The following is a 26533-nucleotide window of genomic DNA, read 5'->3' as shown; positions in this document are numbered from 1 at the left end:
CGGGTGATTCTGAAAGCATTTTCACCATTCCCGTAACTAATACCCGGCCCCATTCCCTCACTAAAACCGCCAACTGTCGAGCCTTTCGGTGCCAGATGGGTTGAACCTCCGACAGCCCTGTCGGCTTTCTTAAATGCAACGACTATGAAAAAGACTGTAAGCATGGCCGCCTGTCCGGCTGAACGTATCAGTCTGAACAGCCAGGCCCAGTACTCAGTGCCACGGCCTGGCCACCAGCGGCAACCGACAGCCGGGTCAGCCGACCGATACGAAATGGCATAACTCGGCTGCGAAGGCCGACCAGCACCGGCGGTGGGAAAATCGAATCGGGACGATGCTGCATTGCTCCTCCCGGACTGTCATTCAGCTTATCGCCGAGTCCGGAGAAGACCCGTCTTTCTCCCGATTTTTCGTTCCTGTAGCTCAGTGCACGATTCGACCCCGGATGGTTTAGCTGGTTACAACGTATTCGACTGGAAAATCATGGGGTATTTAGTATCACTCTCTTTCGACAAAGACATGGCCATTTCAGGAAATTTTGAACGAGCACGTATCAACTACAAACACGCTAAGATTCTGATCATCGAAGATAATGACGATCACTGGACACTGATCAAAAGCGCGTTGCAGCAATCCCTTCCGGAAGTGACAGCCGTTCGGGCCAACGGCCCTCGTGAGGCTCTGGCTTTGCTCACCGACTGGGTGACACAGGAATGGGAACTGCCGAAGCTGATTTTACAGGACCTGTACCTGCCCAATCGGGCGGACGGCTGGGACCTGCTGAAACAGATTAAAGCCCTGCCGGCTTCGTGCAACCGTATCCCGCTGGTGATGTTCAGTTCCTCCACCGAGCAGAGCGATATCGAAGACGCTTATCAATATGGGGTTTCTTCGTATCTGGTAAAACCCATCGCCTTTACGGACTGGGTCGATTATTTCAACGAATTGCGCAATTACTGGTGGGATACGGTCACGCTGCCGCCCATCCAGTTTTCGGTATAATCCGTTTCGGGCAAACCGGCGTCTGTCTGGCATTCCTGCCTGTATAATCAGGGACGAATTCATCAGCGACCATTCCTGAAATAGGCTTGGCCGATTAAAATCCAGGAGCGCAGGAATACGTTTACTAAATTAAAAACCAGTTTATCAATATTTGCGTTACCTTGCCCTATGATTCTTGCACTCACGGCCCTTACCCCCCTCGATCAACACCGGCAGTTTACTTGTTCGCTCGATGATCTGGAAGCCGTCTTCGATCTGTTGCATCGGATTGTGTCGCGGGGAGATACGCTACTGAAAGTACAGCTAGCAGATAAAAACGGAAAAATCGACCTTTCTCCCGAGTTATTGGCAGAGACAGGCCCTGAAAACCCTATTCGGGCGCTTAAGCAACAATGGGAAGCTATTCTGGCGCAACCTCCCGCCAGCTTGCCTTCCGGCAAACAATTTGCTCAGGAGATGATGGATCGGGTAACGGCCGTCCATCAGGCCCGCATTACGTGTCAGACACAAACCCTGAACCAGATGCTGGAATTGCTGGAATATACGGAGATGGTGCTACAGGATGGTCCTTACAAAGCCAGACTTGTTAAACACTATCAGCTTACAATCGAGCGGTGCCAGCAGTCGCTGATGCGGCTTCAATCCTCCTCTATAGCGTTGCGATCTGCCAGCCATTCGCTGTAAGCCGGACGTAGGAGTTGCTGCGGGGGAAGTTGGTCGGGCAATCCGCTTAGCATTGGCGTCCATCCGGGTCCCCACAATAAACCGTCACACTGCTTTTTCCTTAGGCTATTGGGCACGAAAACTGGTCACCCAAGCGTTTTGCCCGGTATTCGGCCGGATCGACCTGACCGCTCATCAGTTGATTGGCTGCTTGGGTAAGGTAACGATCTGAAGCCAGTAGTGAGCCAGCGTGTCTAGTTTATCCTGCCATTCCTTCGCGTCGGCCGATCGGCTCACAAACGCATGCGCCCCCAGTTCGTAGGCCTGCAACACCAGCTCGGGAGCCTCATCGGTGCTGATCAGCACAACGGATAACAACGGATACGTGTTTCTGATCTCCTGGAGTAGTTGCCAGCCCCTGGCAGCGGATAGCGACACGTCGAGCAACAGCAGACGGGGGAAATTATAGAATTCAACAAAAGCCGTTCGAAGGTAACTCAGGGTTTCGTCGGCTGTCGCGACACATACCGTTTTGGTTTGTGGCATACTGACTTTCAACCGTTGCGTAATGAGTAATTGATCGGCCCGATTGTCGGTCGCGATCAGCACATTATAGAACGAGTTTGTTGAATGACGAAGCAACGTATGATACCGGTTGATAGTTATCCTACCGCAAGCTACCCATATTTTTCGGCTATACAAGTAATTCACGGACGCAGTCCCAAGCCTTACTTTTTTTCAACAAAATAGCTCGACAAACCACCTGACTCGCTTAAATAGCCGTTTTGCTGAACGGCACCGATGACCCGAAGCTGTTCTATAGCGGTTTTTCCGTAGACCATGCGGACCGATCGCTTACCCCTGCCAATGCCGCAACGGGTTTGCGTTGGGCTGTTGGCGGATCCGAGCCTCGGACAACTGGGATCGGTAAAATCGGAGCATAACCTTGTACCAATCTTCCGTTCGGGATCGCTGAGGCTCCTGCCCTGGAGTCCGCTGGATTTGGTTAAGATGGGCTTCTGTTTGCAGAATGACGTGTTGGAGAAACCGGATGTGCTGCTCATAGCGTCTGGAACGGGCCTGCATCAGGCGAGCCAACCATTGCCGATCCGATTCCTTGCCAACTGCTGGCCCTACCGACGCTTTTTCAGACACACCAGCCGGATCGTCCGGCGCGTCGATCTGGTACAGAAACTGAATGAGGTCGCTTTGTGTCGATGCTTTGGCTTGTTCGATAAAGCGCCCGGCTACGGTAAAGGTATATTGCTCCAGCAGTTTGCGGAATGAGTTGTCTGTGTTTCCCACCTGGTCGATGTAGGGTTAGAAGCGTTCGGTACGTAGGCTGGTACAGACCCCGGTGCAACCCATTTCACCAGAAGCCAACGGGTCAGCAGGCCGGAATATCGGCCAGTTTAAGCAGGGTTTGCGCCTGCTGATTCAACCGGTTTATCAACCGTGTGTGCCCGGCCAATCGCCGGTAGTTTTCCGGAGTCACTTTCGAATCAAACTGATCCATCTGCTGAAGCAGGGTTTCCAGCTCCCGGCATATCCTGTTCAGCAGAGCCGTTACCTGACGAATGGGACACTGGCCCGCCCAGGATGGGGCGGTCTGCGGTTGTAGTCGATGCTGATCATAGACCGATGCGTAACTTGTCAACCGGTGGTAGTTCAGCTGAAGTTCAGAAACCGCGTGCAGCCAGTCAGCAAAAACGGCTTCCGGTTGCAGGTTTCGGTAGTGAGTGGCCGATTCGTTCGATATATCCTTCATAGACGTACCCCCAAGAAAGTATACAGTATGAGTAAGAAGCAATATGGGCGAAAAGTTAAACAATAATCATATTTTCTACTGTTTTTCGTAAAACTTTTTTCCGAAATATTACTATCTCTTCGTAGGGCATCCATAAAAACAGCTTTGGGACTGACCAGACCAGGCTGGCAGTCCCAAAGCTGCGGTTGGCATCGCGGGTGTCGACCCGGATGCAACTGAGAGAAACGCGGGTCGACACCCGCGGTACTGGTGCCTAATCCGGTTTATCGGTCGTATTCGGTCGTTTGGGGGTTGAAGTTTGTCCAGCCCGACAGCCAGTTTTCGGTGCCGAACGCGCCCCGGAAGGCTACGGCCTGAATAAACGTGCTGGTTAATTTACCGCCCGTCACGGCCCCCGTCAGCAGGGGCGAGCCGGTCTGTGGCAAAAAGCCGGGCGTAGCCAGGCTAAAGCTCGACCCGTTCAGCAACAGGGCTGTCAAATCGGCATTCTGAACGAGCTGATTCGCCCGGCCGGCTCCGGCAAAATAGGCCGTCGTCTGGTCGCTGGTGACACCACCGGCTGCCGGAGCCGGTGTCAGGATATTGGCTAATACCACGCCTTTCAGGTCAATTTGGCCGCTCGCCAGTCCCGACGGGCTGCTGGTAGCTTCCAGCCGCAATCCTTCGGGATAACCATAAAACAGCGAATTGTACACGGCAATAGCGGAGTTCCGGCGCAGGTAGAGCGCAGCCTGGTAAGCCCCGGTTCCTTTCGCGGTCGTCGTGGCCGAGGGGGTTCCGCCGAAAGCAAAGTTGCTGAGGTTGGCAAAGACCGGGACATTCTGTGTCAGGCCGTTGCGAATGACCACGGCGGGTACATCGTCGGTTACACCGGTATCGTAATTTTCCAGTTCGATGCCGTTCGAGCCCGACTGGTCGGCTACGTCCGGGTCGCGCAGGGCCACGCCGAACTGCACATTCCCCACGTAACCCCAGTCGACGCTCCAGTCGTCGTCGAAGGCGCGATAAGCAACCAGATTCCGCACATTGGCCGAACCACCAAACCAGTTGAAGGCATCACCCCCGCTGTACGACACCTGTACGTGATCGATGACGGTACCGGCTCCTACCCCATACAGCGACAACCCGCCCAGCCGACTGGTAGCACCAGGCTGCAGCCCCCCGGCGTATTCGATCCGAACGTAGGATAATGTACCGGAATTGTCGATAGGTTCGCCGTAGGCTTCGATGGTTCCCCGTACGCCAGCGGGATACAGCGTCGTAGCGGGCCGATTGATGGGCGATTTACCAGCCAGCACCACCCCACCCCAGTCGCCGTAGCTACGTTGACCCGCCGGTTTGGCGGAGGTGAAAATAATGGGCTGTGCGGCCGTTCCCTGCGCAATGATTTTACCGCGTCGCTCGACGACCAGGGTGCCGAGCATATTTTTCCCCGCTGGGTCCCGGTCTGGCCCAGCACCTTTGATCACTGTACCGGCTTCGATAGTCAGGCTGTAATCGGCGGGGATATACACCATGCCCCGCAGCAGGTAGATCGTATCTTTTTTCCAGGTCAGGTTCGCAAACGTGGTCCCCTGCACTTCTTTCACGGGTTTGAGGGGCGGAATAGCCAGGGTAAACGTGGTAGTACTTTGCGCCGTCTGGCCGCCCGCCGTTACCGAAACCGGGCCGTTGGCCGCTCCCGAGGGGACCACGACCACCAGGCGGGTGCCGGTTGCCGATACGACAGTGGCGACTACCCCACCGACGGTAATGGTGTTGCTGGCCGGGTCGGTACTGAAATTGGTTCCGTTGACCGCGATCGTGCTGCCCACCGGCGCCGTAGCCGGATCGATGCTGGTAATGCTGGTTGTCGGTACAGGGGCCGGCGTGGGCGTAGGGCTGTCCGACTCTTTTTTACAGCCGACTATAACCGCCGACAGGCTCATCAGAAAGAGCAGCGCGGTAAGCAGGGGTTTGTTAACGTTCATAAATTTGTTGATCGTTTGATGATTTGACTCTTTACAGAATAAAGCGAAGTACATTTCGGAAACCGGCCAAAGCCGTTCTGCCGATTTTCGACGGCCTGCCGATCACCGATCAGTAGGCTGTCGAAGCCACCGGTGCGGCCAGTTGGCGGCCGGTCTGGCATTGCTGGTAGGCCTGGATATACTGATCAGCGACCTGCCCGATGCCGAATCGGGTTTGGATGATCCGCTGCGCATTGCTGGATAACCGCTCGTACAACACCGGATCCGACAGCAGGTCGATTACGGCTTCGGCCATGGCGTTTACGCTGGTAACGTCGACCAGTAGCCCCCCCTCTTCGACCACCCACGGGACGGCACCACTCTCTTTCCCGCCTACGACGGGCACCCCGTAGCTCATGGCTTCCGCCAGTACCATCCCGAACGACTCTTCCAGAGACGCGTGCAGCAGCAACGTACTCTGGCCTACCTTCTCCAGTACCTCCGTGTGGCTGGTCGGCCCGAACAGCACGACATTCCGGATGTCGTGCTCCCGACAGAATGCATCGGCTTCCGTTCCCGGCTCGAAAGCCGTGCCGAACGCCCAGAGTGTTGCAGCCGGAAACCGTTGCTGAATGGCTTTGAAAGCCAGCAGGGCATTCTTATTATTTTTCCGATCATCCCAGCCGTTTACTACCGTACTGATAATGGGCTGGCTCGGATCGGCGGATCCGACGTGGCGCGTAGGCATCAGCACCGGATTGGGCACCACCGCCACGGGTTTCGACGCCCACGGCTGCACCGTACCCGCCATGTAGGGCGATACGGCCGTAAACCAGCGCCCCCGCCAAAACACGTAGCGGGCCATAAGCAGGTGAAAGAACCGGTTCAGCGTCCGTACGTACCGGTAAATAATAGCGGCATTGTCGTGTACGGTGATCAGGGCGTCGGGCGTGTAGGCCAGGGCCGCCATGGCAAATTCATACGTCCAGTGTGCGTGCACCACCTCGGGCTTGTACTGCCGCAGAACGGCCAGCATCTGATTCCGCTCGAAACGAAACAAATCAGCCGTCCGGCCCGGCCGTCGGCCGTTGGGCCGGAAGGTGTGTTTCCGCATGGGTACGATCACGAACGTCAGTTGTTCGTCTTCGTACACAAACGGCGGCTCATCGTCGGCCAGTTGTGCATCCGTCGTAATGGCCAGTACTTTGTGGCCGCGGGCGATATATTCCTGAATCAGATTACTGATCAGAGGTGCTCCTTCCCGGCCTTTGGGATACGAACCCAGCCGCTGCCTTACCGATTCGGGCAGCAGGTCGTTCGTAGCAATCATCCCTAAAACAGCGATATACATAACTGATGGTGCGTTAACGAGTGGATATTAGTCCGTAATCTGACTGACGGCCAGAGCTAAACCGGCGCCTTGTCCGAGCACCGCCTGATAGTACAATTGAACGATGCGGTTAATCTTCACTTCCCACTGCTGGGCCTGTGCAAAATGAAAAGCATTCAGGCCCATCGTGGTCCGTTTGCTTTCGTTATGATACATCCACTCGATGGCTTTGGCCAGATCGGCCGTTACCGCTTCGGGCTCGGTCACGGGCACGCGGATACCCGTCGTATCATTGACTAATTCGGCCTGCCCGTGCAGATCCAGGGTCACAACGGGCAGCGAATACGCCATGGCTTCCAGCAGTTGGGCCGGTCCGGTGTCGCGCAGGCTGGTGAACAGAAACACGTCGGCTTGCCGGTAATAGTCTTTCACCTGCTCATACCCGACTTTGCCTACCCAGGTGACCCGGTCGGCCAGTTGATACCTGGCGATGTACTCCGGCACGTATTTCCCCATTTCGCCATCGCCCACGATGGTCAGGTGTACCGGCACATTCGGATCGACTTTACTCAACCCATGCAGCGACAATTCGAGGGCTTTGCGGGGCAGCAGCCGACCGACCCACACCAGGTGCAGGGTGTCGTGATGGGGTCGGTAGACCGGCTCACTGGGGATGAAACGCTGACCGACTCCGCTGATTTCATTCTCTACGTTCCGGGTCCGGCCCAGTTGCTGCACCATCCGTCGGGTATCCTGGTTCCAGACCAGAATGTAGTTGGCCAGCTGCACGGATTTGTAACAGCCGGGATTGAACCGAAGCAGCAGGCTACTCACCATCGACCGCATCTGCTCTTTGGCCCAGTAGCCTTTGAAGTACCGGCGCATGCTATCCGGAGCAATCTGTCCACCGCCCACGGGTCCGTAAATAAACGGGCGCTTCAGTTTATACAGAAAACTACCCAGCTGAAGGCTGGTGTAGCTGACATGATGGACCAGATCGAAGGTATGTTTCCGGCTCAGTTTCTGCGCTGTCCGGAGGGTTGCCCACTGCCAGTAGATATAATGAAAATACATACCCAGTAGCCCCCAGTTATACGCTTTGTCGATCCAGCGGGGCACCGTCACGAACACAAACGTCAGGTTCGGGTGCGGAGACTGCTGAAGCTTCTTTTCGATTTCGGCTTTTCCCAGATCGCGGGTCAGGCACCAGACCTGGTAGCCCTGCTGGCTCACCAGCGACGAGTAGTACCAGCCATTCCCTTCCTCCGATCCTCGGTCCGGAATGCAGGCGTAGGCAGAGATCAATACTTTTTTCATAATGTGAGTAGGTGTATAAGAGGCAAATGACGGAGGCATGTATACGCAGCCGGTCAGTTACGGGCGTTGGTCAGTAACTGCGGAGCAGCTTCGGCAACGGGTATTCCTTTCAAATGGTCGGCCAGCAGCAACGCATGGGCCACGATCGTAAATGTCGGATTGGCGTGCCCGCCGGTAGGAAAGACCGACGAACCCGCTACGTACAGGTTCGACAGCCCATACACCTTCGCATTCCGGTCGACGACGCCCGTCTGTGGATCGTCCGACATCCGGGTGGTGCCGATGTGGTGCGCGCCCGAGTTGAACGTCCGTAGGGATTTATCGAGGTAGTCGCGCAGGCCTTCTTCGGAGTAAAGCACTTCGCCCAGGTTTTTCTTCCGGAAGTTATCGACAAACAGGTTGTGCGCCACGACGACCGACTCGACGTCGGCTTCCAGAAAATCGATGCTCACTTCGGCGCGCGGCATGCCAAAGGCGTCGGTTTCGGTAGTCGACAGATAGACCCGGCTTTCGCGATTGGGGGCCTGCTCGGTCTGGAAATACAGTCCCCAGTATTTCGACTTCATCGACGGCAGAATGTACGGCAGCCGACGTTTGGCCAGCCGTTTCATACTCAAACGAATCAGGTCGGGCAGCTGCGTCAGGCCGTTGGTGGCCATATTGACGGCATGTTCCTTCAGCGATGGCAGCACCTGGCGTGATTTTTCGAATACCCCACGCACCGAGCGCTCGGCCAGGATCGACAATAACCCTTTGCCGATGAAACGGGCCGAGAACAGCATGTCCCGATGCCCTTCGGGGCTGTTGGACAGATACAGAAAAAAGACCGTATTGAGCAACTGATGCGCCTGCTGGGCTTCTTCGGGTATCCACCAGCGCCGACGGCAGTATACACCTTCAGCGTCGCGCTCGAAGTCGACCAGCAGACTCTCCCGATTGGCCGGATCGATTTCCGCGTAAACGCCTTTCAGGTGCGCCATATAATACCGGCCAACGTTGTCGTTCTGATTGCCCAGCCCCATAGGAAACCGCTCGTTGGCCGAAGCCAGCAACAGGCGTGGGTTTTCGATGCCACCGGCCGCCAGCACGAAAGTGTTCGCCTGGATAACCAGCGGTGAGCCGCCCATCGTTACGTCGACCGTCGAAATCCGGTCGCTATCGTCCTGCATGTTTAATTTCAGCACGTGCGCATCCAGCAACACCTGCAGGGTCGGGCTGTTTTCGAGTTCCGTCCGGTAGTCTTTGGCGAAGTTGACGGGCGGGCTCCAGCGCTCCAGGTAATTCGAAACGATCTCGTCGGTATCGAGGCCATCGATAATTTCACGGCCATTGTTCGGGAAAGCCGTGTGCGCATCGAAGGCATACTCGCCGATCTGACAGAGCTTGGTGGCCTGCCGGTAATACGGTTCGAGGGTTTCGTACGAAAAAGGCCAGCCGCTATCGGGCACCCACGAGCGCTCTTTAAAATCGAGTGGATCGAAAGGAATGCAACGCCCGCCCCAGGCCGCCGAGGTGCCACCAAACTGCCGCCGACGGTTTTCTTCCAGCGGTTCGTGTGCGCCCGGTTGCGGTACCACACCCCGGTTCAGATCCTGGTTGGGTACGGTTTCGGACCAGTTTCCGCCCGATACGACGATGACGTTCCGCTGCGCCGAGGCCAGGCTGAGCGCGGTGGAAATGGCGGCCGGCCCACTTCCGATGATACAGATATCGGTCGTTAAAACCTGGCCGGGCTGATAGGTGTTCTTGCTGACGATCATGCGAGTAGTGCGTTAAGGCGGGGCAGATGTTGCTTCAGGGCGTCGGTGTAGCGGAGGGCTCCCAGGTTGTGTTCCAGATGGGACAGATGCCCCGTACCGAACAGCGCGACGTCGACCTGCTTATCCGCCAGTACGGCCGCGATCAGCAGTTGCGCCAGCGAGATGTCGGCCAGTCCGTTCAGGCTTCGGATCGTGCCCGCGTGCTGGTCGAAGCGTGGTTGCAGCGTCTTGAAGGGCATCAGGACCTGATTGGCCAGAACCGGAATGCGGTGAGTCCGGCAGAGTTGAATGATATCGTCGGATTTGGTGCTGCCCCAGCAAGCCGATGTCTGCACAAACTGCACCTGCCCACTCCGGATGCCTTCTTCCACTACCCGGTAATCGTTGGTCGATACGCCGGTGTAATGCGCCAGCCCCCGTTGCCGGATCTGCCGCAGGCCTTCCCAGGAGTCGGCTTCGGCAATATCGGCCCAGACCGGCTCGTGCAGCAAAAATCCATCGGCCGCTTCGACGCCCAGGCGTTTGTTGCTCTTCTGCAGGCTATCGATCAGATAAGCCGCCGTATAATTCTTCGGAGAACCCGCTTTCTGCTTTACCTTTTTGGCGAGCTGATTCAGGGGCGACAGCCAGCCGGGCGCATGCACGCAGGGTAAGCCTGCTTTGGTCAGCACAAAGAACGGAGCGCCCGTTGCCCGGAGCCCCTTCCGAATGAGCCGCTCGGCATCGCCCGAACCGTAATAGTCCGACGTATCGACCAGGTTCAGGTGGTTGGCCGAGGCTACCTTCAAAAAGGTACCGAAATAATCCGGCGATAACCGGCTTCCCAGCGAGCTCGCCCGGCTGGTACCGATACCCAGTTTTGACAGTTGTTCCAGGGTAATCATGCGCATAAGTCGGTTTATGGTCGACCCCATTCGTGGGCTGACTTAGTAATTTGTCTTGACATCTGTAGGCAACATAACCGGCTGACCAGCAGCGGGCTGATGGGGCCACAGGGGTGCATACATCTCGTGGATGAACGTTTGTACCTTGGCTTCCCACAGTTGGGTCCGGGCAAAGGCATAACCCGCCTGACCCATCGCCATCCGTTCTTCGGGGTGGGCATACATCCATTCGATGGCCCGCGCCAGCCCCGTCACGACCTGTTCTTCGGTCGTAACCGGAATCTTGAAACCGTTGGTATTGTTGACCATTTCGGCCTGACCGTGCAGGTTCACCGTCACGATCGGCAGCGAATAGGCCATGGCTTCGAGTAGCTGATGCGGACCCGTATCGCGCAGGCTGGTAAAGAAGAATACGTCCGATTGCCGGTAGTAGGCCTTTACCTCTTCGAACGACACGTGGCCAATCCAGTTGATGCGGTTTCCGACCCCGTAGCGCTCGATGTAGTGCGGTACCTGGTCGGCCATCTCGCCTTTCCCGCCGACAATGGTCAGGGTAATCGGTAACTCGGGATTGACCTGACCCAGTGCCTGAATGATCAGCTCCAGCGCCTTGCGGGGCAGCAACCGTCCAACCCAGAGCAATTTCAGGGGACCCGTCGCATCGGCTTGTCGGTGGATGGGCTCCTGGGGCACAAACGACGGATACAGCCCACTGTCGCCCATGCGTTCGATGGGGCGGTGCGGGCGCAGGCGCCGGGCCAGGGTACCGGTGTCTTTATTGGCCACGATCAGCTTGTCGGCCAGCCGGACGGCCTTGTAGTAGCCGGGATTCAGGTGCTCGAGCAGAGTACTTACCCCGTCGCGCATCACCTCCCGCGACCAGTAACGGCCGAAATACCGCTTCAGCGACTTCGGAGCCCGCTGCCCTCCGCCCACGGGGCCGAAGACGAACGGGATGCCGAGCTTGTACATGAAGCTACCCAGCTGAATACTCCCCCAGGTAACGTGGTGCACCAGGTCGAACTGCATTACCCGATGGAGCCGCCGGGCAGTCTGGTACGCCTGCCACTGCCAGAAGAGGTAATGGAAGTACATGCCGATGAGGCCTTTATGATAAAACGCGTTGACCCACTCGGGCAGGGTAACGTAATGCACGGTCAGGTTCGGGAACCCGCCCCCGGCCAGCACGGCGTCGATCACTTCCTGCCCATCGATCAGCGTCAGGCAGTGGACATCCAGGTCGTTCTGGCTCAGCATCGTGGCGTAGGCCCAGCCGGTGGCCTGTTCAGAGCCCTGGTTGGGAATGCAGGCATAGGCTGATACAAGTAGCTTCTTCATCCTGTCCTGTCGTTTTAGAGTAGCCGGGCCTTGCGTAGCAGAAAACCCGTGCAGATGCGGGCAATGTCGAAGCAGAAATACACCACCTTCGTTTTCGAGTGGGCGATGGCAAAATTGTAGCGGGCTTTCAGGTTCGTGGGCGATTTGATCGAGGTAAACCCGGCGACAAAGTCTTTCAGGCTGACATTCCGCTCCACCTGAATCCCGGTTGCTTCGACGTACTCATACACCAGGCTCGGCACATTGACGATCAGTCGATACCCGGCTTTTCGGGCGCGCAGGGTGAACTCGATGTCGGACATGTAGTGCATGAACCGCTGCGAATCGAACAGCCCGATCCGGTCGAACACGTCCATTGGGATCAGCGTACCCCGCCCCGGCAGCGACTGCGATTCAACGTAGGTCGTCCGGCTGACCAGCTCCTGGTAATCGTAGTTATAGTCTTCGGCCAGGTGCCGCCCGCCCGCCGTATACAGCTCCATCGACGTACCGGCGTATTCCAGCCGTTGTGGATTGTTGCTGTTTACGCTTACTGATCCGATCAGGCAGGGCTTGAACTTCCGGTAGGCGTCGATCATCGTTTGCAGGTAATCGGGTCTGACCAGCGTGTCGTCGTTGAGGGTCAGCACGAAGTTCGGCTCGCGCTTATCCTGCCGCTCCTGGGCATACCGGATACCCCAGTTGGTCGCTTCCGTCCACCAAAGGTTACCGTCGCCCCGCAGCACCACGACATCCGGAAACTCCGCCTGGATCATCAGGTCGGTCCCGTCCGTCGAGCCATCGTCGACCACGATGGTCTGGAAATTACGGTACGTCTGAACGGCCAGACAGCGCAGGCAGGCCCGGGTATACTCTCTTCGGTTATGCACCGGAATGACGATGCTGATCATAGGCTTATCTGATTTTTAGAGAAAACGACGTCGGTCGGGTAAGCCGGCCGGGGCGTTTCGAGTGGATAATGAATAACGCGCTGAAGGGCCGGACGATGGAGACCGTAGAACATGCCGAGGCCAACGAAACCCCAGAAATAAACCGGCAACTGGTAGGAAATGCCGTAGACGAGCCCGCTGGCTACGAAGCCGAATAAGACCAGTTGTTCGGTGGTGCAGATTCGGTTGTGGCGGTAAATAGCGACCAGCGTTCCTCCAATCAGCAGCAGGTTGATCAGCAGCCCGACGAAACCGTAATTATACAGCATGTCGACGTACTGCGAGTGGATGATGGTGCCTTTCTGCGGAAAGTCTTCATTCTCCATAATTTCGCCCCGGTCGTAGCCATCGTACCGCCAGCCCAGCAGGGGGCGATCCGGAATCAGGGAAATGTAAAACTCCGACTGCTCGACGCGCCAGCTTCCCGTGTTATCTTCTTTCGGATCGATCAGCCCGTTCATACTTTCCTGAAACGACTCGAATTTCTTCTCAGGCAACAAGCCAATGAAGGGAGCGACCAGTAGTAGCATTACCCCAAAAGTTGCCAGCGTCCGACCGATGGGCAGCCCCTTGCCGTCCGACGACAGCCGCCCGGCCATGGCCAGCATGAACACGATTCCGGCTGCGCCCACGGCGGTAGAGATAACGGACCGGTGCAGCAGAAACACGATCAGGGCGAACGAGAACAGACACAGGCCCAGGTGCAACAGCCGGTGTTCTTTCAGGTACAACACGAGGAAATACAAAAACGGCAGGACCAGATAAAGCGCTTCGGGGGCCGTGGTGGTCCGGCTGTCGGAATCCAGGGTGTAGGAAAAAATCTGCCCCAGCAGGATCTGATTGATGAAAAAGAAGGCAAAAATCAGGTAAATGATGTATTCGAACCGAAACTCGCCGGCTTTCGTGGCGACGTAATAGGCACTCAGGGCCAGCCCGCAGTAGGCAAACCGCTTGATGACGAAGTAGGAATACACGTACTGACCGTACTCGTACTTCGACTCCAGGATCAGCAGAATCACACCCAGCAGCAGCGGCCAGGCCATCATTTTATAAAACCGCGGGTAGTGGAAATAACAGACCACCAGCGCCAGAATACCCAGCAGCGTTACGCCACTGGTTGCTTTGTCGAGCAACGGGCTCAGGGTATTGCCCCCGTGGCTCAGCGCACTGACGCCGAACAGCAGTACAAACAGCAGAAATCGATAGAGCCAGGTGATCATACGACGTAGTTCAGTTGAGCCTCGACCGGAGATGCCTCCCCGATCGTTTGGCGGTAGAACGAAAGCAACTGCTCCAGATTGGTCTGGGAGTTGAAGTGCTGGCCGGCATAGGCCTCCTGCGCCTGCGCCAGTCGCTGCCGTAGTGCCGACTCGAAATACGGAGCGACTTCGGTCGCCAGTTGGTCGGCCGTACTTCCGTGCAGCGCACCGAAACCATCCGGCATCATTTCCGGAATCCCGCCAACGGGCAGCGCCAGCACCGGGGTACCGACGGCGAAGGCTTCGACAATGGCGTAGGGACAGTTGTCGTTCAGGGCCGTATGCACATATAGATCGCTTTGGGCAACCAGTTGCCAGGGGGCAGCCTGCCGACCATAGAAAGTAACGTGATCGGTCAGGTCCAGGCTTTCGGCCAGTTTTCGATAGTCGGCCAGTTTAGGGCCGTCGCCGATGATCCAGAGCTGAAAGTTATGCAGCCCCCGCCGACGAAGTTCATGCCCGATCCGGAGCAACAGTTGCTGATTTTTCCGCTCGTCGATGTACCCGACATTGCTGATGACCAATTGGTCGGCAGGTGCCTGTTCGGATCGGGAAGCGGGTTTTCCCAGTTGAACCGTGTTGCGTAGAATCCGCTTGTGGATGGCCGTCGGCAGCAGATGCTTCGACTGCACATACGCATAATCGGACACGAACACGTAGTTGTGCACGAACGAAAAGAGGTAGGTATACCAGTCCGTCAACCGGTTGGTAAACTCTGATTTAAGCCCGAACTGATTCACCAGCTCCCGCACCGGATCGTCGTTGAAATGGCAGGTCAGGGTCACCGGTACCCGTTTTCCCAGCGCGAGCCAGGCGGCCACCCCCGATCGGACATCCTGCGCGTGAATCAGGTCGAAGTCGGCACCACGCAGCTTTCGGACGGCCAGGTAGAGCGCCGTGAAATAGGCAAACTCATCGTAGGCCACGTAAAACGCCCCGCCCAACGGACGCATGATGCGCTTCAGCAGCCCCAGACATTTGCGCCAGAGTGCGGGCGTATGTGAGGAGTCGACTGTATGCACCCCGACACCCGCGCTGACCAGATCGCTGGCCAGGCTGCGGCAGTAAGTAACGACGCCCGAAGGCGAAGTAGGAACGAGATACGTAGCAATCAGAACATTCATGAGGGTGCTTATTTGTGCATGAACCGATACAGTCGGATCGTAAAAATGGACTCGGGTCGCTTGCGGAAATTGTTCATCAGGCTATCCAGGGCCGCTTCGCCATACATCAGGAAGTTGTACATCCGGTTTTTTCGTTTTTCCCGGATCTGCTGCATCGTTACCCGCAGCGACCAGCTCAGAAAAATGAGGCTACCATAGCGGTTGCCGTGGGTGTTCTGAAACACCCGACGCTGATTCCGGATGGCGTAGTACTGTTTCCAGACGCCCCCCGGCCAAAGCAGGCCGTTCCGGTCGAATGCGGGTGGATGGTAGAACACCGCCCTGGGTACGGTGACCACCGGAAAACCCGTTTTCTGAGCACGAGTCATGTACTCGACTTCATCGCCCCAGATAAACAATTGCTTATCAGGTATACCAATGGTTTTCACCACCTGCGCACTGATGAGGGTGCCGTTGAACAGCGCGGCTGTTCCGAAAATCAGCTCGAACGAGGTCATGTCGGAAACCTGTCGAAAGGCCTTGTGGGGCAGATCGACGAAGAAGGCCAGTTCGCCGTTTCGCTGATTACTGATCGACATACAGTTTTTGATACAGGGGCCGATATTGGGAGCCTGCATCAGATTTTCGAGCGCATCCGGTGCGGCCAGGCAATCGTCGTCCATGCACCAGATCCAGTCGAATCCGGCCTGGTAGGTCGTCTCGATTCCGGTGGCAAATCCGCCTGCTCCACCCAGGTTCGCCTGAGAGACCACGATCAGATCTGTCTGGGTGCCGAGCCACTCCCCTGTACCGTCGGTGCTCCCGTTGTTGATCACATACAGGGCTTCCAGCGGCCGGGTCTGCTCACGCAGGCTGTCCAGACACTTTTTCAGATCGTTGAGTCGATTGTATGTCACCACGACGGCGGCAATACGTTCCATACAGTTTACTTAAACAGAGTAGTTAACCGATTTCTGCTGAATGCCAGGGCATCCTGCATGTATGCGAGCCGGATTACTTCTACACCTTTGTGGCGGAGATAGAGGTAAAAGCATAAGGTTACAAACGCTTCGGTAGTAACCCACGAACAGGCAACACCAACGGGCCCGAAGGGGCCAATCAGTAAGGCGTTGAGCGTCAGACTCACCACGGACCCCAGCGCCGAGATCCGGAAGAAGGCTTTGTCCATTCGCAGACTAAGCATGGTATGAACGCCCAACAGGTTGTTGAGCCCCAGCGTAACCGGCAACAGCGCCACGATCCGGAGTACCAGTACGGCATCCGTGAATTTTGGCCCGTAAAACAGCTTGATAAACACCGGAGCGATCAGCCATAAGCCGGCGGAGGTCAGAAGCATCAGCGCCATGACAGGGAAAAAGATGGTCCGGACAATATTCAGGCCTTTTTCCTGACTCTGGCCGAACGCATTGGCCACGATGGGGAAAAACGCCTGATTCAGCGCCAACGACACAAACGCCTGGACGATGGACACGATCCGAGCACCGGCCGAAAAAATACCCACGTTGTAGGGGGTACTGAAAACTCCCAGCAGGAAAATGTTCGATCCGGCATAGATGGTTGCCACCACCGACGTGAAGAACAGGGTGCTGTCGTCGCGGAACCGCTTCATGAGCTGGCTGCTTGCCGGCCAGGCAAAGGTGATGTGAAACCGGCGGATGGCCACAAAAAAAGCGACGAAACTGATGACCACCTGCGCCAGACTCATTGACAGGTTCTGATACACATAATCTTCGGGCTGCCGGATGAAAATAAATACCGACAGCGTAACCAGCACCTTGATGACAGTGTTGAACAAAGCAACCCGCCCCAGACTTTCCATAGCCTGGTAAAGCCAGACCGGGAAGAAAACGATGCCTATGCAGCCGATGTAGGTGCAAATATGCAGACCCAGGTGCGCCCGAAACTCGGGAATGTAGGCGGTGATGATCCCGAAAATAACCGTCGACAGGACCAGAAGCAGGGATTTACCCACCACGACTTCGCTGAACACCCGGTTCAGGACAGCCTGATCCGTGCGGTTGGCCGCAATGGTGCGCACCGATGCCATGTCGAAACCGTAGTTGATCAGCAGCGTGAAATAAGCCACGAATGCCTGCGAGAAGTTCAGCAGCCCCAGCCGCTCGGGTCCGATAATCCGCACAACATAGGGCACGGTTAGCAGCGGCAGGAGCATATTCGCCACGTGCAGACTAAACAGAGACGCTACATTGACGGCGAACCGTTTCAGCACGGGTGTCGACAACACGCCCTGCCTTGGTGCTGCCGGTGCCACGGTAACGCCCGACGGCTTGTCCGGCTGCACGTCGACATCGGCTATATCGAGGCTGGTTACTTCTTTACTTAGCATAGGTTGTCGGTTAAAAACGTGCGGATGGTGGTTAATTGGCAGCGTCGGTACTTCGTAAACCGACCGCAGTCGGGTACGAACCGGCGCCCATGGCCTGCGGGAACATAAACTCTTTCAGGTTGAACAGAATGAACAGCGGCACCACTTTCAGGTAGCGCTTATACAGCCGTTTGGGCTCCATCATGAGTCGGAAGAGCCACTCCAGCGAGCATTTCTGCATCCAGGCCGGCGCCTGCCGCACGCGGTCGGTATGAAAATCGAACGCGGCCCCCACCGTAACGATGAAGCTGACCTGGGTCCATTCCGCCAGACGGCGGGCAAAGTACTCCTGCTTGGGTGAGCTGATGCCGATCCAGACGATGTGCGCCCCCGACTGGTTGATCTTATCGGCCAGCGACCGAAGTTCAGTATCCGACATATCGCGGAACGGTGGGCAGTATGTACCCGCCACCTGCTGGTTCCCGAACTTACGGGCCACGGCGGCTTTCAGCTCGTCGGCAACGCCTTCTTTACCCCCGCAGAGAAAATGGCGGATGGGCGCCTGGGCACTCTCCTCGAATACGTAACGGAACAGATCAGGGCCGTAGCAGCGAGTCATCTGGCTGGCGCCCTTCATCTTGCCGATCCAGACGCTGGGCATGCCGTCGGGCAGGTTCCAGTAAAACGAGTTCAGGGTTTCTTTGAAGCCTGGATTTCGAAAGGCGGTCACTAAACCATGCGCGTCGGTAGCGCTGATACACCGGTTTTGCCGGGGCAGCGATGTACACTGCCGAATGATTTCGTTCACGGCTGATTTCAGCCCCGCATCATATAGGTTGATTTGCAATACCCTGGCCATGTGGTTCGGAGGAATGTAGAGGATAAGATAACGTTGAGTAAATCCCTGATCAGCAGGCGTTTTTGTTTCCCTGAATAGCCGCCTGAACGGTCCACCAGCAGATTTTCGCATCCAGCCGGGTCGATTGCCGGCGGATGTACAGGTGGTCGTAGCGCAGGCGGGTTTTCATCTTGTAGAGTTCGTCGGTCTCGCCCCGGGCCCCCCGGGCCTGTGCCAGCCCCGTAATGCCGGGCTTCACGGCGTAGCGGTCTTTATATCCCGGCAGGGTGTGCCAGTGCTGGGCATCGAGCAACACGGGGTGCGGACGGGGCCCTACCACGCTCATGTGGCCCGCGAGTACATTAAGAAACTGGGGCATTTCGTCCAGGTTGGTCCGGCGCAGCACCCGCCCGATTCGGGTTACCCGCATGTCGTTGCGGGTAGCCTGCCGAAAAGGCGCGTTAGCGGTATACGTCATGGTCCGGAATTTCAGGCAGGGAAATACCCGTCCGTTGCGGCCGGTGCGTAGCTGAACGAAGATGGCCGGCCCCGAGGATGTCATCCTTATCAATAGAGCAAGTAGGGGAATAAGCCAAATGAGCACAAGGAAAGTCACTGACCCGGCAATGAGCAGGTCGAAGGCCCGTTTCTTAAGACCGATGAGAATCCACTTCCTGGGATGATTTCTGGACCGTACCTCGTAGTCCAGGTAGAATTGAACTGTTTTTCCGTCAGTAGATGCCTGCATAGAAATGCTGATTTTGCATGCACAAAAGTTGAGTAAGTACAGCCCCTGCCGGGGCCGACGCATAGATCCGCCGAATCGGCGGTTTACCGATACGAATAGCCGTTCTTCAGCTGGTCGTTGTAATGGTAGGTGTCGCTTCCGCCTACGGCATTCAGGATAATCCGCAGGTTCTGAAAGCGCTGCTCCCGGTATACGGTGTCGAGTATCTTCAGGCTGTGCCGGGGAGTGACCCCGTGGCGCACCACAAAGAGCGTCGTGTCGGCATAGGGCGCGATCACCTGCGCATCCGTCACCAGCCCAATCGGTGGTGCATCGAGCAGAATATACCGGAACTGCTCCCGCAGCAGGTCGATCAGTTGCCGAATGTTTGGACCAGCCAGCAATTCGGACGGATCGGGCGGTAAAGGTCCGCTGGGTATAATGAAGTAGTTGGGATGACCCGGCACCGGCTTAAGAATGTCGGTCAGGGTAGCTTCGCCGTTAAGATACGAGCTAAGCCCAACGGAATTATCGACATTGAACAGCTGGTGCAGGCGGGGTCTGCGCATGTCCATTTCCAGAATCACTGTCGGCTGACGCATCAGGGCCAGACTCGCCCCCAGGTTCAGCGAGACGAACGATTTGCCCTCCCCACTCATGCTGGAGGTGAAGAGCATAACCTGCTTCGGTTCCGGATCGTCATTCCAGAAGTGTAAGTTGGTTCGGATCGAGCGGATCTGTTCGGCAATTACCGAGCGCTGATGCGGAGCCACAACCAGCGTTTCACGATGGCGCTTGTTCGAGATTTCACCCAGAATCGGCACCTGTGTCATCGTTTCGACTTCTACCCGGCTCATCACCCGGTTGTTCATCGCCCGTCGGCCCGCAATGGCACCGGTCGGCACCAGAAATCCAACCAGCCCGAAGAGCGCATAGAACACTACCCCGACAGGTTTGACAGGATCGCCACTGCTTTTAGCGGCATCGATGATGCGGCTGTCGGCTACCGAGGAGGCAAACGTTACGGCCATCTCTTCGCGCTTCTGCAGCAGGTACGTATAAAGGTTATTCTTGATGGTCTGCTGGCGGGTAATCTCCGTCAGGGCCCGCTCCTGCTGCGGGATGGTGCGCAGGCTGCGTTCCAGCTTCTCGTTCTTGGTCAGGTACTCCTGCTTCGAGCTGGTCAGCATCGTCTGCATCGTTCTGATGGTCTGGCCGATATTGTCGCGGGTCGCCTTGATCTGGTTGTCGACCGTCTGCATCAGCGGGCTTCCTTCGGAGGTCGTCTGGGACATGCCGTCGCGCTTCAGTTCGAGTTCCGAGAGTTTATTGATTTCAGCCAGCAGGATCGGGTCGTTGAGGCCGATAATCGAGGGCGTGCTGCCCCGTTTGTCGGATCGCGTCGAGACGAACTCCCGCAAATCGTTCAGTGCGGCCAGCTGCACGTTCACCTGATTGAGCTGGGTATCGTTCTGCTGGGTGGTTTGCAGAAACGACTGGGCCTGGGCGCTCAAATCCGTAATGCCGGAGCCGGCTTTATACTGCTCTACGTTTTTCTCGATGTCGGCCAGTTCGCCCGTCACCATATGCAGGCGTTTCTCGACGAACTGGAGGGTGCTGGACGCCACTTTGTTTTTATCCGTAACGGCCGCCAGGTTATACGCATTGATCAGATGATTGAGGATCGCTTCGCCTTTCTGCGGGCTGGCATCTTCGAGCGTCAGCCGGACGACCGTCGAGGTTTTGCTCGTTGGCTCTACTTTCAGGTGGTCGAGGTACATGCCTACGGCCGCCCCCTGGGGCATGGCCTGCGCCAGCACGGGCTGGGTTTTCGGCCCAACGGCCTGACGGGTCACGATGCGCAGCGTTCCGTACGGAGTTTTGATCCGCTGATCGAGGGGATACGTCTGCCCGCCGTTGATCTGTACCGTCTGAGGAGTCGGGAAAGCCAGGGTTATAGGTTTCCGGTAGAGGTCCGGACTGGCCGAATCGGCTAGCATCCAAACTGGCGATTCGGTGTAAATTTCGCGCTTTCCGTAGGAGGTGTTGTGAAAATAACGGGTGTCCAGGTGGAGCGTATTGACAACCTGCTCCATCAGGGTCGTCGAACGCAGTACTTCCAGTTCGTTTTCCACCACTTTCTTAGGGGTATATACCTCCAGTTCCTTGAGAGGATTGGTCTGAGAATTTCCCCGCTTTTCGTCCTGGAGCAACAGGCTGGCCTGAATCCGGTAGATCGGCTGTTTGTAGAGCAGATACACGTAGGCCCCCGCCAAAGCCAGCCCGATGCAAAGAATATACCAGGGCCATTGTCGGAGGTACGGAGACAGGTGCGACTGCAGCGTTGTTTTGTCGGTGGTGACGACCTGATACGGAACGTACGAATAGTTTGAGTTGTCGGCCATACTCATGTAGTTAACGTTGAATGATGTATCGTTTTTAATTAGCGCCGGGTTGCGATGATGGCAACCAGCGATAAGATCCCTGTTACAATGGGTGTCAGTATAAACACGCGGTCTACGCTCGTTACCCGCACTTTATTCGGCTCCACATATACCACGTCGTTCGGATGGAGCGCGTAGTAGGGCGACCGGAACGCATCGCGCCGGGTCAGGTCGAGCCGGGCAAAAATCCGCTGGTTACCTTCCTGCCGAATCACCAGGACATTGTCGCGCCGACCGTAAATGGTCAGGTCACCGGCTAGTCCCAGAGCCTCGGGCAAGGTGATCTGTTCATTTGGAATCGTGAACAGCGACGGCCGGCTGACTTCGCCCAGCACCGAGATTCTAAAATTCAGATTGCGCACCGTTACTGTGGGTTCTTTCAGATAAACCTTGAGCTTATTACGTATCAGCTCAGCCGCCTTGGCATTGGTCAGATCGACCAGGGTTACCTGACCAACTAGCGGCAGTTCTATGGTTCCGTTCGCATCGACCAGATAGCCGGCCGATCGGGTCAAAGGGTTAGCGGGCGTGATACCCGGGTTAGTTTCGGCCACCGCCGTTGGATTAAAGTAGGCAGAGGCTTCGGCATTGAGACTGCTCACCTGTACAGCAAGCACATCTCCTTTTTTGATAGTTGGACTAAATGGCTCGGCGACGATTACGGTGTCTTCCCGGCTGGTTGTTCCCTGAAAGTAGGCCAGTTTCTTGGGTGACGTACAGGCCGTTACAGCGGCAATTCCAGCGGCAACGACAGCAACGCTAACCCGGATTCGATTCGTATTGGGTTTCCTTTCAGCGTTTTTTTTGTTCATTAATACTACGTGATTACCCGGACAGAATGTGTGGACAGGAGCTGCGATAAGAGGAGCCGTTTTTTGTACTAAACCAATGTAGGCTCCCTGTTATCTACTATAAAGTTATGCGGAGAGTTTCCCGAAAAGAAGCGGTGGCATTTACTGGTAGAAGCGGCTTAATAAACTTCAAATAGTCATAAATTGTCGATTTCTCATTTTTGTAAACTTCTACCGTAAAAACACTCTGGTTTATTAATAGGTAAATGACAATCATTTCATAGCAAATAGTACTTTTTCAGGTATTACCACATTAGAAATTAATTACAGATGCATATCTGAATCAAATGACCAATTTTACATACCTAAATCATTAATATATAATAGGTTAGCTAGCCAGTACCTATAAAAAAACGGCCGGTCAGTAGGTTGCTGACCGGCCGTTTTTTGAGCCAATGACCCAGGTAAATAGGTTCATTTATTTTCAGGTACGTGGGTTGAACGGCTTCAGGGGATGGCATTACCGGCTTCGTCGTAGTTCATAGACGCCAGACAGCTTCCGCCCAGGAGGGCATCATAAGGTTTTCCGCCGTTTCCTTTCACCAGCTTGTTGTTTTTCAGCACGTTGTTGGTAGCCTTACTACCGTATACCAGAAACGTTGCCTGATTCTGCGGACTGGGTTTGTTCGAGATCGTATTCCCGCTGAAGGTATGGTTGGGGGTATTGTCGCAGATGATGGCTTTATTGGACGAACTCTGGATGACGTTTTCGGTAAAGGTCCCGCCCGCCGTCGAATGCAGAAGTTCCAGGACGCCCGTCATCTGGAAATTGTTTTTGCTGAACTGAACCGCCCCGCCGTTATGCAACTGAATTCCTCCCTGACACAGGCCCACCGTCGTGTTGCCGGTAATGATCATCCCCCCGACGATAGTACCGTTGCCGTCGCCGTCGTTAGACCCTTCCAGAAACTTGTCGAACACCCCCTCGAAGCGATTGTTGGTAATGCTCACCTTCTGGGCCGCCCCGGCAATCTCGATCCCGAACAGACTGCAGTTTTTTACGTAATTATTGTCGACCGTAAGCTGTTCGAGCGGGCCGGACAGCGAAAGTCCGAAATGGCAATCGTGAAAGGTATTCCCGCTCACGGTAATGTTCTTTCCTGCGTAAACATTATAATTGTCGTGGTTGAAAATCTCGCAGGCCATCCGCCGGGCCTGAATATTGTTGTTGCGCACCACGATCGTCGAGGCCGTTCGGCCCGCCTGAATCTTTAGAGTCAGCCAGTTGGTACTGTCTTTGGCGGCTGCATCGGAGCTGGTGCAGTTCTGCACGGTCAGGTCATTGACCGACGGGCCATCGATCGAGATGGCTCCGTAAGTACCCACGTCCCGGGAAGTAATTTGCCAGGTCAGTCCGTCGATCTGAACATGCTCGATGTTTTGCCCGGTCGTACTGGTTGCCGATGCGTAGGCTGAAAGCGACACGTAGGACTTAGGCATCACAATGGTCACTTTGCCCGGATTGGCCCAGATACGGATATTGCTCTTCAGACGGGCTGCGGTCTGCTGCGTGTACGTTCCGTCGGGAATAAATAGTTCACTGGTGGCGCTGATCGCCCTGTCCAGCGCGGGACCGATATCGGCCTCCGACGGACTCGCTCCAAACCACAGCAAACTGGCCGCCCCCTGGAAGCTTCGCTTGTACCGATCTCCCTGCTGGGTGACCAGGGTTGTACCCGTATTATCGGTACTGCTCTGATCGGCCTTATCGACGGTAAAAACCCCTTCGGAGCCACTGTCCCGAATGTAAATACTGGATGGAATCGGACTGGTATTGAGCGCCCGCACCTGAGCAATGGTCAGGGTATCCTGCCGACGTACGACCCCATCGGGTACGGCATCGGAGGGTTTACAGCAGACAAAGCCCAGAAACGGAAGAACAACCGCACTAAGCCGGAGCCGGATCGCATGCTTCATAGCGTATCGATGAAAAAAGTACAAGATTACTCGTCCGTCAACTGATCAGACGTTTGGCTGTAGCGGGTCAGGGTTACCAATGACCGGTTAAGCAATCGGTGCCGGTTATCGGTTAAAGGTCGTTGAATGAGGCTGGGAAATCGGAACGATTTACGTTAGCGCATGCCCGTCAGGGTCTTCAGCCGGTTATAAATCCGGACCGGAATGCTATAGTGCCGAAGCGTCTGGCGGTGGTAATAGTCGGTTGACTGAACGACGTCGGGCAGATCGAAGACACGTTGTACACCGTCGTCCAGCAGCGTTTTGTATCGATTGTATATATCGGTATGGGTAGCGTCTTTCCCGAAGCCGATGTTCTGCACTTTCGAGCGGGTCGGGTATACTGTCAACCCATTCTGTTTGAAACGATTGTAACAGAAGCGAATATCCCACGCATCGGCCCGGCCTTCCATCTGATCCTGCAGCATCCGCACCAGATCGGAGCCGCCCTGATTGAACGCTTTCTGCTGCCGCCGGTCGGCAACAAACTCCGGGTAGTCGGTCATCGCCCAGTCGACAGACTGCCAGCGGTCGGACCAGGTGGCCCAGCCCCAGGGACTGTGTCGGGGGATACAATACCCATCTTTCGTATAACCGGATGGTCGCTGAAAGGGCAGCGTATAGCCCGAAACCGAAAAAACGCGGGAATTTCGCGCGTATTTTTTCAATCCCTGGTTCATAAAATCCAGGAAGTTGGGGGCCGTAATGAGGTCATCTTCCACGATGATGGCCGCCGGATGTTTAGCCAGCACTTCCGATACCCCGCGAATGATGGAATCTGCGCAACCAATGTTACTGGTGGCGTAATCGCGGTGGATACTCCGGAAGCCGGATGCAGCATCCAGAATTTGGTGTACCTGCGCTACTTTGGGCGCATCGTCGGGTCGTTTGGCCGCATCGACGAAGATGTATAGGTCGCTATCGGCCGCCAGGTGGTTAGCCTGCAGCGCTTTCAGGGTAGACTCAAGTTCGATGGGGCGTTTGTAAGCAAATAAAAGCACAGGTGCGTTCATACATGAAAAAAGATTAGCATAACATTGAGTGATCAGCACGGTGTCGGATGCGGTATTCAGACGGGCCGATGTATTTTACTGGGTAGCTGGCGAGTCTATTAAAGGCTCATGCATGAGCCTGACTCCGCCAACTTTCCCGACGGTAGAAGCAAAGCAATCGTGGAGGACGTACAGCAGAATGTCTCCTTTTTGCTACCTAAAGGTAGAGCAGCAATTTTTTGAGGACAAAAAAAGACAGTAGAAAGCCAGGTATGCCTATTAAACTAACGTCCAGACTTAGTATTTAAAATTGCTTGAAAGAGTCATACAAGTTAACTTAATTAACTTTCACTTCACTTATATATGCTATTATTGGCCTATATAATTGGCTATTTTCCAGTATTACCCAGTTAGAAATTAACTTATATCTGGCACCTGTAAGCTTATATATTTGTGAATGAATAATTTCTTTGGTAACCGAACTTTAGTCTAAAGCAGGTGGGCCATCGGGATTGTTGATGGCCGTAAGCCGGGCAGCTGTCTGCTCAAGGCGATTGCGGGAAACAGGAATAACCCGGTTATCGAGCAGGCGCACCCACCCCGACCGACCTCGCTGCTGCACAAATTCCTGAATGAAGGCCGGATTAATGATGGCCGAGCGATGAACCCGGATAAAATCCAGGTGATGTTCGAACCACTGAAGCGGCTGCGTAGCGATTGAAAATGTCCCGTTCTGATAATAGATACGGGTGTAGTTAGCCTCCCCCTCAAGCCACACAATGGAGTCGATGAGAACGGGATCGGGGTGACCAACTAATTGAATACTTTTCATATAGATCTCATAGATTGATATGATAAATACGCAGATGGAGCCGGTTTGGTTTTGAAGAAAACCATCGATGGCCGGATTAGCGGGGCGGGACCGTTGCCTCACTATTTTGATTTTTTCAGGGTATTCTAAGTAAATAACATGTCCCTTTCGGAAAGATGAAGTCTAAGAATTTGGTAGCGAGTTAGTTTTCTAGTTGGCCCAATTGATATACTCAATTTCTATCCGATACTTTAATCCTGAAGTT

General features: G+C 55.4%; 24 protein-coding genes. 3 read left to right on the top strand and 21 right to left on the bottom strand.

Going from position 1 to position 26533, the window contains the following annotated elements; all coding sequences use genetic code 11:
* Window positions 1–144 precede the first annotated feature (144 nt).
* The 3 genes from ACYVC2_RS24740 to ACYVC2_RS24730 all read left to right on the top strand — a co-directional run bounded on the left by ACYVC2_RS24740 (window position 145) and on the right by ACYVC2_RS24730 (window position 1686).
* Complete coding sequence (locus ACYVC2_RS24740; RefSeq protein WP_461106825.1) at window positions 145–282, top strand: hypothetical protein; 138 nt, start codon at window positions 145–147, stop codon at window positions 280–282.
* Window positions 283–483: 201 nt separating this feature from the next.
* A complete protein-coding gene (locus ACYVC2_RS24735; RefSeq protein ID WP_461106823.1) occupies window positions 484–1002 on the top strand; it encodes a response regulator in 519 nt (172 codons plus the stop codon).
* A gap of 168 nt (window positions 1003–1170) precedes the next feature.
* A complete protein-coding gene (locus tag ACYVC2_RS24730) occupies window positions 1171–1686 on the top strand; it encodes a hypothetical protein (protein WP_461106821.1) in 516 nt (171 codons plus the stop codon).
* A 174-nt stretch (window positions 1687–1860) separates the two neighbouring features.
* Here ACYVC2_RS24730 and ACYVC2_RS24725 read toward each other — a convergent pair whose 3' ends face one another.
* The 21 genes from ACYVC2_RS24725 to ACYVC2_RS24625 form a co-directional block, all read right to left on the bottom strand.
* Window positions 1861–2307, bottom strand: coding sequence for a response regulator (locus ACYVC2_RS24725; protein ID WP_461106819.1), 447 nt, complete (start codon window positions 2305–2307; stop codon window positions 1861–1863).
* A 213-nt stretch (window positions 2308–2520) separates the two neighbouring features.
* Entirely contained in the window at window positions 2521–2970 is a 450-nt protein-coding gene (locus ACYVC2_RS24720) for a hypothetical protein (RefSeq protein ID WP_461106817.1), read from the bottom strand.
* Window positions 2971–3052: 82 nt separating this feature from the next.
* Window positions 3053–3433 carry a hypothetical protein gene (locus ACYVC2_RS24715; RefSeq protein ID WP_461106815.1) on the bottom strand — a complete coding sequence of 127 codons (381 nt, stop codon included), beginning with the start codon at window positions 3431–3433 and terminating at the stop codon, window positions 3053–3055.
* Between the two features lie 263 nt (window positions 3434–3696).
* On the bottom strand, window positions 3697–5403 hold the full coding sequence (locus ACYVC2_RS24710; protein ID WP_461106813.1) for an IPT/TIG domain-containing protein: 1707 nt from the start codon (window positions 5401–5403) through the stop codon (window positions 3697–3699).
* Between the two features lie 109 nt (window positions 5404–5512).
* Window positions 5513–6733 (bottom strand): glycosyltransferase family 4 protein, encoded by a 1221-nt coding sequence (locus ACYVC2_RS24705; RefSeq protein ID WP_461106811.1) that lies wholly within the window; start codon window positions 6731–6733, stop codon window positions 5513–5515.
* Between the two features lie 27 nt (window positions 6734–6760).
* Entirely contained in the window at window positions 6761–8029 is a 1269-nt protein-coding gene (locus tag ACYVC2_RS24700) for a glycosyltransferase family 4 protein (protein ID WP_461106809.1), read from the bottom strand.
* A 53-nt stretch (window positions 8030–8082) separates the two neighbouring features.
* Window positions 8083–9789: a GMC oxidoreductase gene (locus tag ACYVC2_RS24695; RefSeq protein WP_461106807.1), complete on the bottom strand. Its 1707-nt coding sequence runs from the start codon at window positions 9787–9789 to the stop codon at window positions 8083–8085.
* On the bottom strand, window positions 9786–10679 hold the full coding sequence (locus ACYVC2_RS24690; protein WP_461106805.1) for an aldo/keto reductase: 894 nt from the start codon (window positions 10677–10679) through the stop codon (window positions 9786–9788). The genes ACYVC2_RS24695 and ACYVC2_RS24690 overlap by 4 nt, the downstream gene beginning before the upstream one ends.
* A gap of 36 nt (window positions 10680–10715) precedes the next feature.
* Window positions 10716–12011: a glycosyltransferase family 4 protein gene (locus tag ACYVC2_RS24685; RefSeq protein WP_461106803.1), complete on the bottom strand. Its 1296-nt coding sequence runs from the start codon at window positions 12009–12011 to the stop codon at window positions 10716–10718.
* Between the two features lie 14 nt (window positions 12012–12025).
* Window positions 12026–12901: a glycosyltransferase family 2 protein gene (locus ACYVC2_RS24680; RefSeq protein ID WP_461106801.1), complete on the bottom strand. Its 876-nt coding sequence runs from the start codon at window positions 12899–12901 to the stop codon at window positions 12026–12028.
* Window positions 12898–14160, bottom strand: a complete 1263-nt coding sequence (locus ACYVC2_RS24675; protein ID WP_461106799.1) for an O-antigen ligase family protein — start codon at window positions 14158–14160, stop codon at window positions 12898–12900. Before ACYVC2_RS24675 ends, ACYVC2_RS24680 begins: the two co-directional genes overlap by 4 nt.
* A complete protein-coding gene (locus ACYVC2_RS24670) occupies window positions 14157–15323 on the bottom strand; it encodes a glycosyltransferase family 4 protein (RefSeq protein ID WP_461106797.1) in 1167 nt (388 codons plus the stop codon). Before ACYVC2_RS24670 ends, ACYVC2_RS24675 begins: the two co-directional genes overlap by 4 nt.
* Before the next feature lie 8 nt (window positions 15324–15331).
* A complete protein-coding gene (locus tag ACYVC2_RS24665; RefSeq protein WP_461106795.1) occupies window positions 15332–16243 on the bottom strand; it encodes a glycosyltransferase family 2 protein in 912 nt (303 codons plus the stop codon).
* A gap of 5 nt (window positions 16244–16248) precedes the next feature.
* Window positions 16249–17670: a flippase gene (locus ACYVC2_RS24660; RefSeq protein WP_461106793.1), complete on the bottom strand. Its 1422-nt coding sequence runs from the start codon at window positions 17668–17670 to the stop codon at window positions 16249–16251.
* 31 nt (window positions 17671–17701) lie between these two features.
* A complete protein-coding gene (locus ACYVC2_RS24655; RefSeq protein WP_461106791.1) occupies window positions 17702–18508 on the bottom strand; it encodes a WecB/TagA/CpsF family glycosyltransferase in 807 nt (268 codons plus the stop codon).
* Window positions 18509–18557: 49 nt separating this feature from the next.
* Complete coding sequence (locus ACYVC2_RS24650) at window positions 18558–19235, bottom strand: sugar transferase (RefSeq protein WP_461106790.1); 678 nt, start codon at window positions 19233–19235, stop codon at window positions 18558–18560.
* An 83-nt stretch (window positions 19236–19318) separates the two neighbouring features.
* Window positions 19319–21619: a GumC family protein gene (locus ACYVC2_RS24645; RefSeq protein ID WP_461106788.1), complete on the bottom strand. Its 2301-nt coding sequence runs from the start codon at window positions 21617–21619 to the stop codon at window positions 19319–19321.
* Between the two features lie 38 nt (window positions 21620–21657).
* Window positions 21658–22470 carry a polysaccharide biosynthesis/export family protein gene (locus tag ACYVC2_RS24640; protein ID WP_461106786.1) on the bottom strand — a complete coding sequence of 271 codons (813 nt, stop codon included), beginning with the start codon at window positions 22468–22470 and terminating at the stop codon, window positions 21658–21660.
* Window positions 22471–22956: 486 nt separating this feature from the next.
* On the bottom strand, window positions 22957–24426 hold the full coding sequence (locus ACYVC2_RS24635) for a right-handed parallel beta-helix repeat-containing protein (RefSeq protein WP_461106784.1): 1470 nt from the start codon (window positions 24424–24426) through the stop codon (window positions 22957–22959).
* Between the two features lie 155 nt (window positions 24427–24581).
* Entirely contained in the window at window positions 24582–25478 is an 897-nt protein-coding gene (locus tag ACYVC2_RS24630) for a glycosyltransferase (RefSeq protein WP_461106782.1), read from the bottom strand.
* Window positions 25479–25941: 463 nt separating this feature from the next.
* Window positions 25942–26289, bottom strand: a complete 348-nt coding sequence (locus tag ACYVC2_RS24625; protein WP_461106780.1) for a LytR/AlgR family response regulator transcription factor — start codon at window positions 26287–26289, stop codon at window positions 25942–25944.
* Window positions 26290–26533: the final 244 nt, after the last annotated feature.

It is taken from the genome of Spirosoma koreense (genome assembly GCF_054777875.1).
This window is presented reverse-complemented; position numbering and strand designations above follow the sequence as displayed.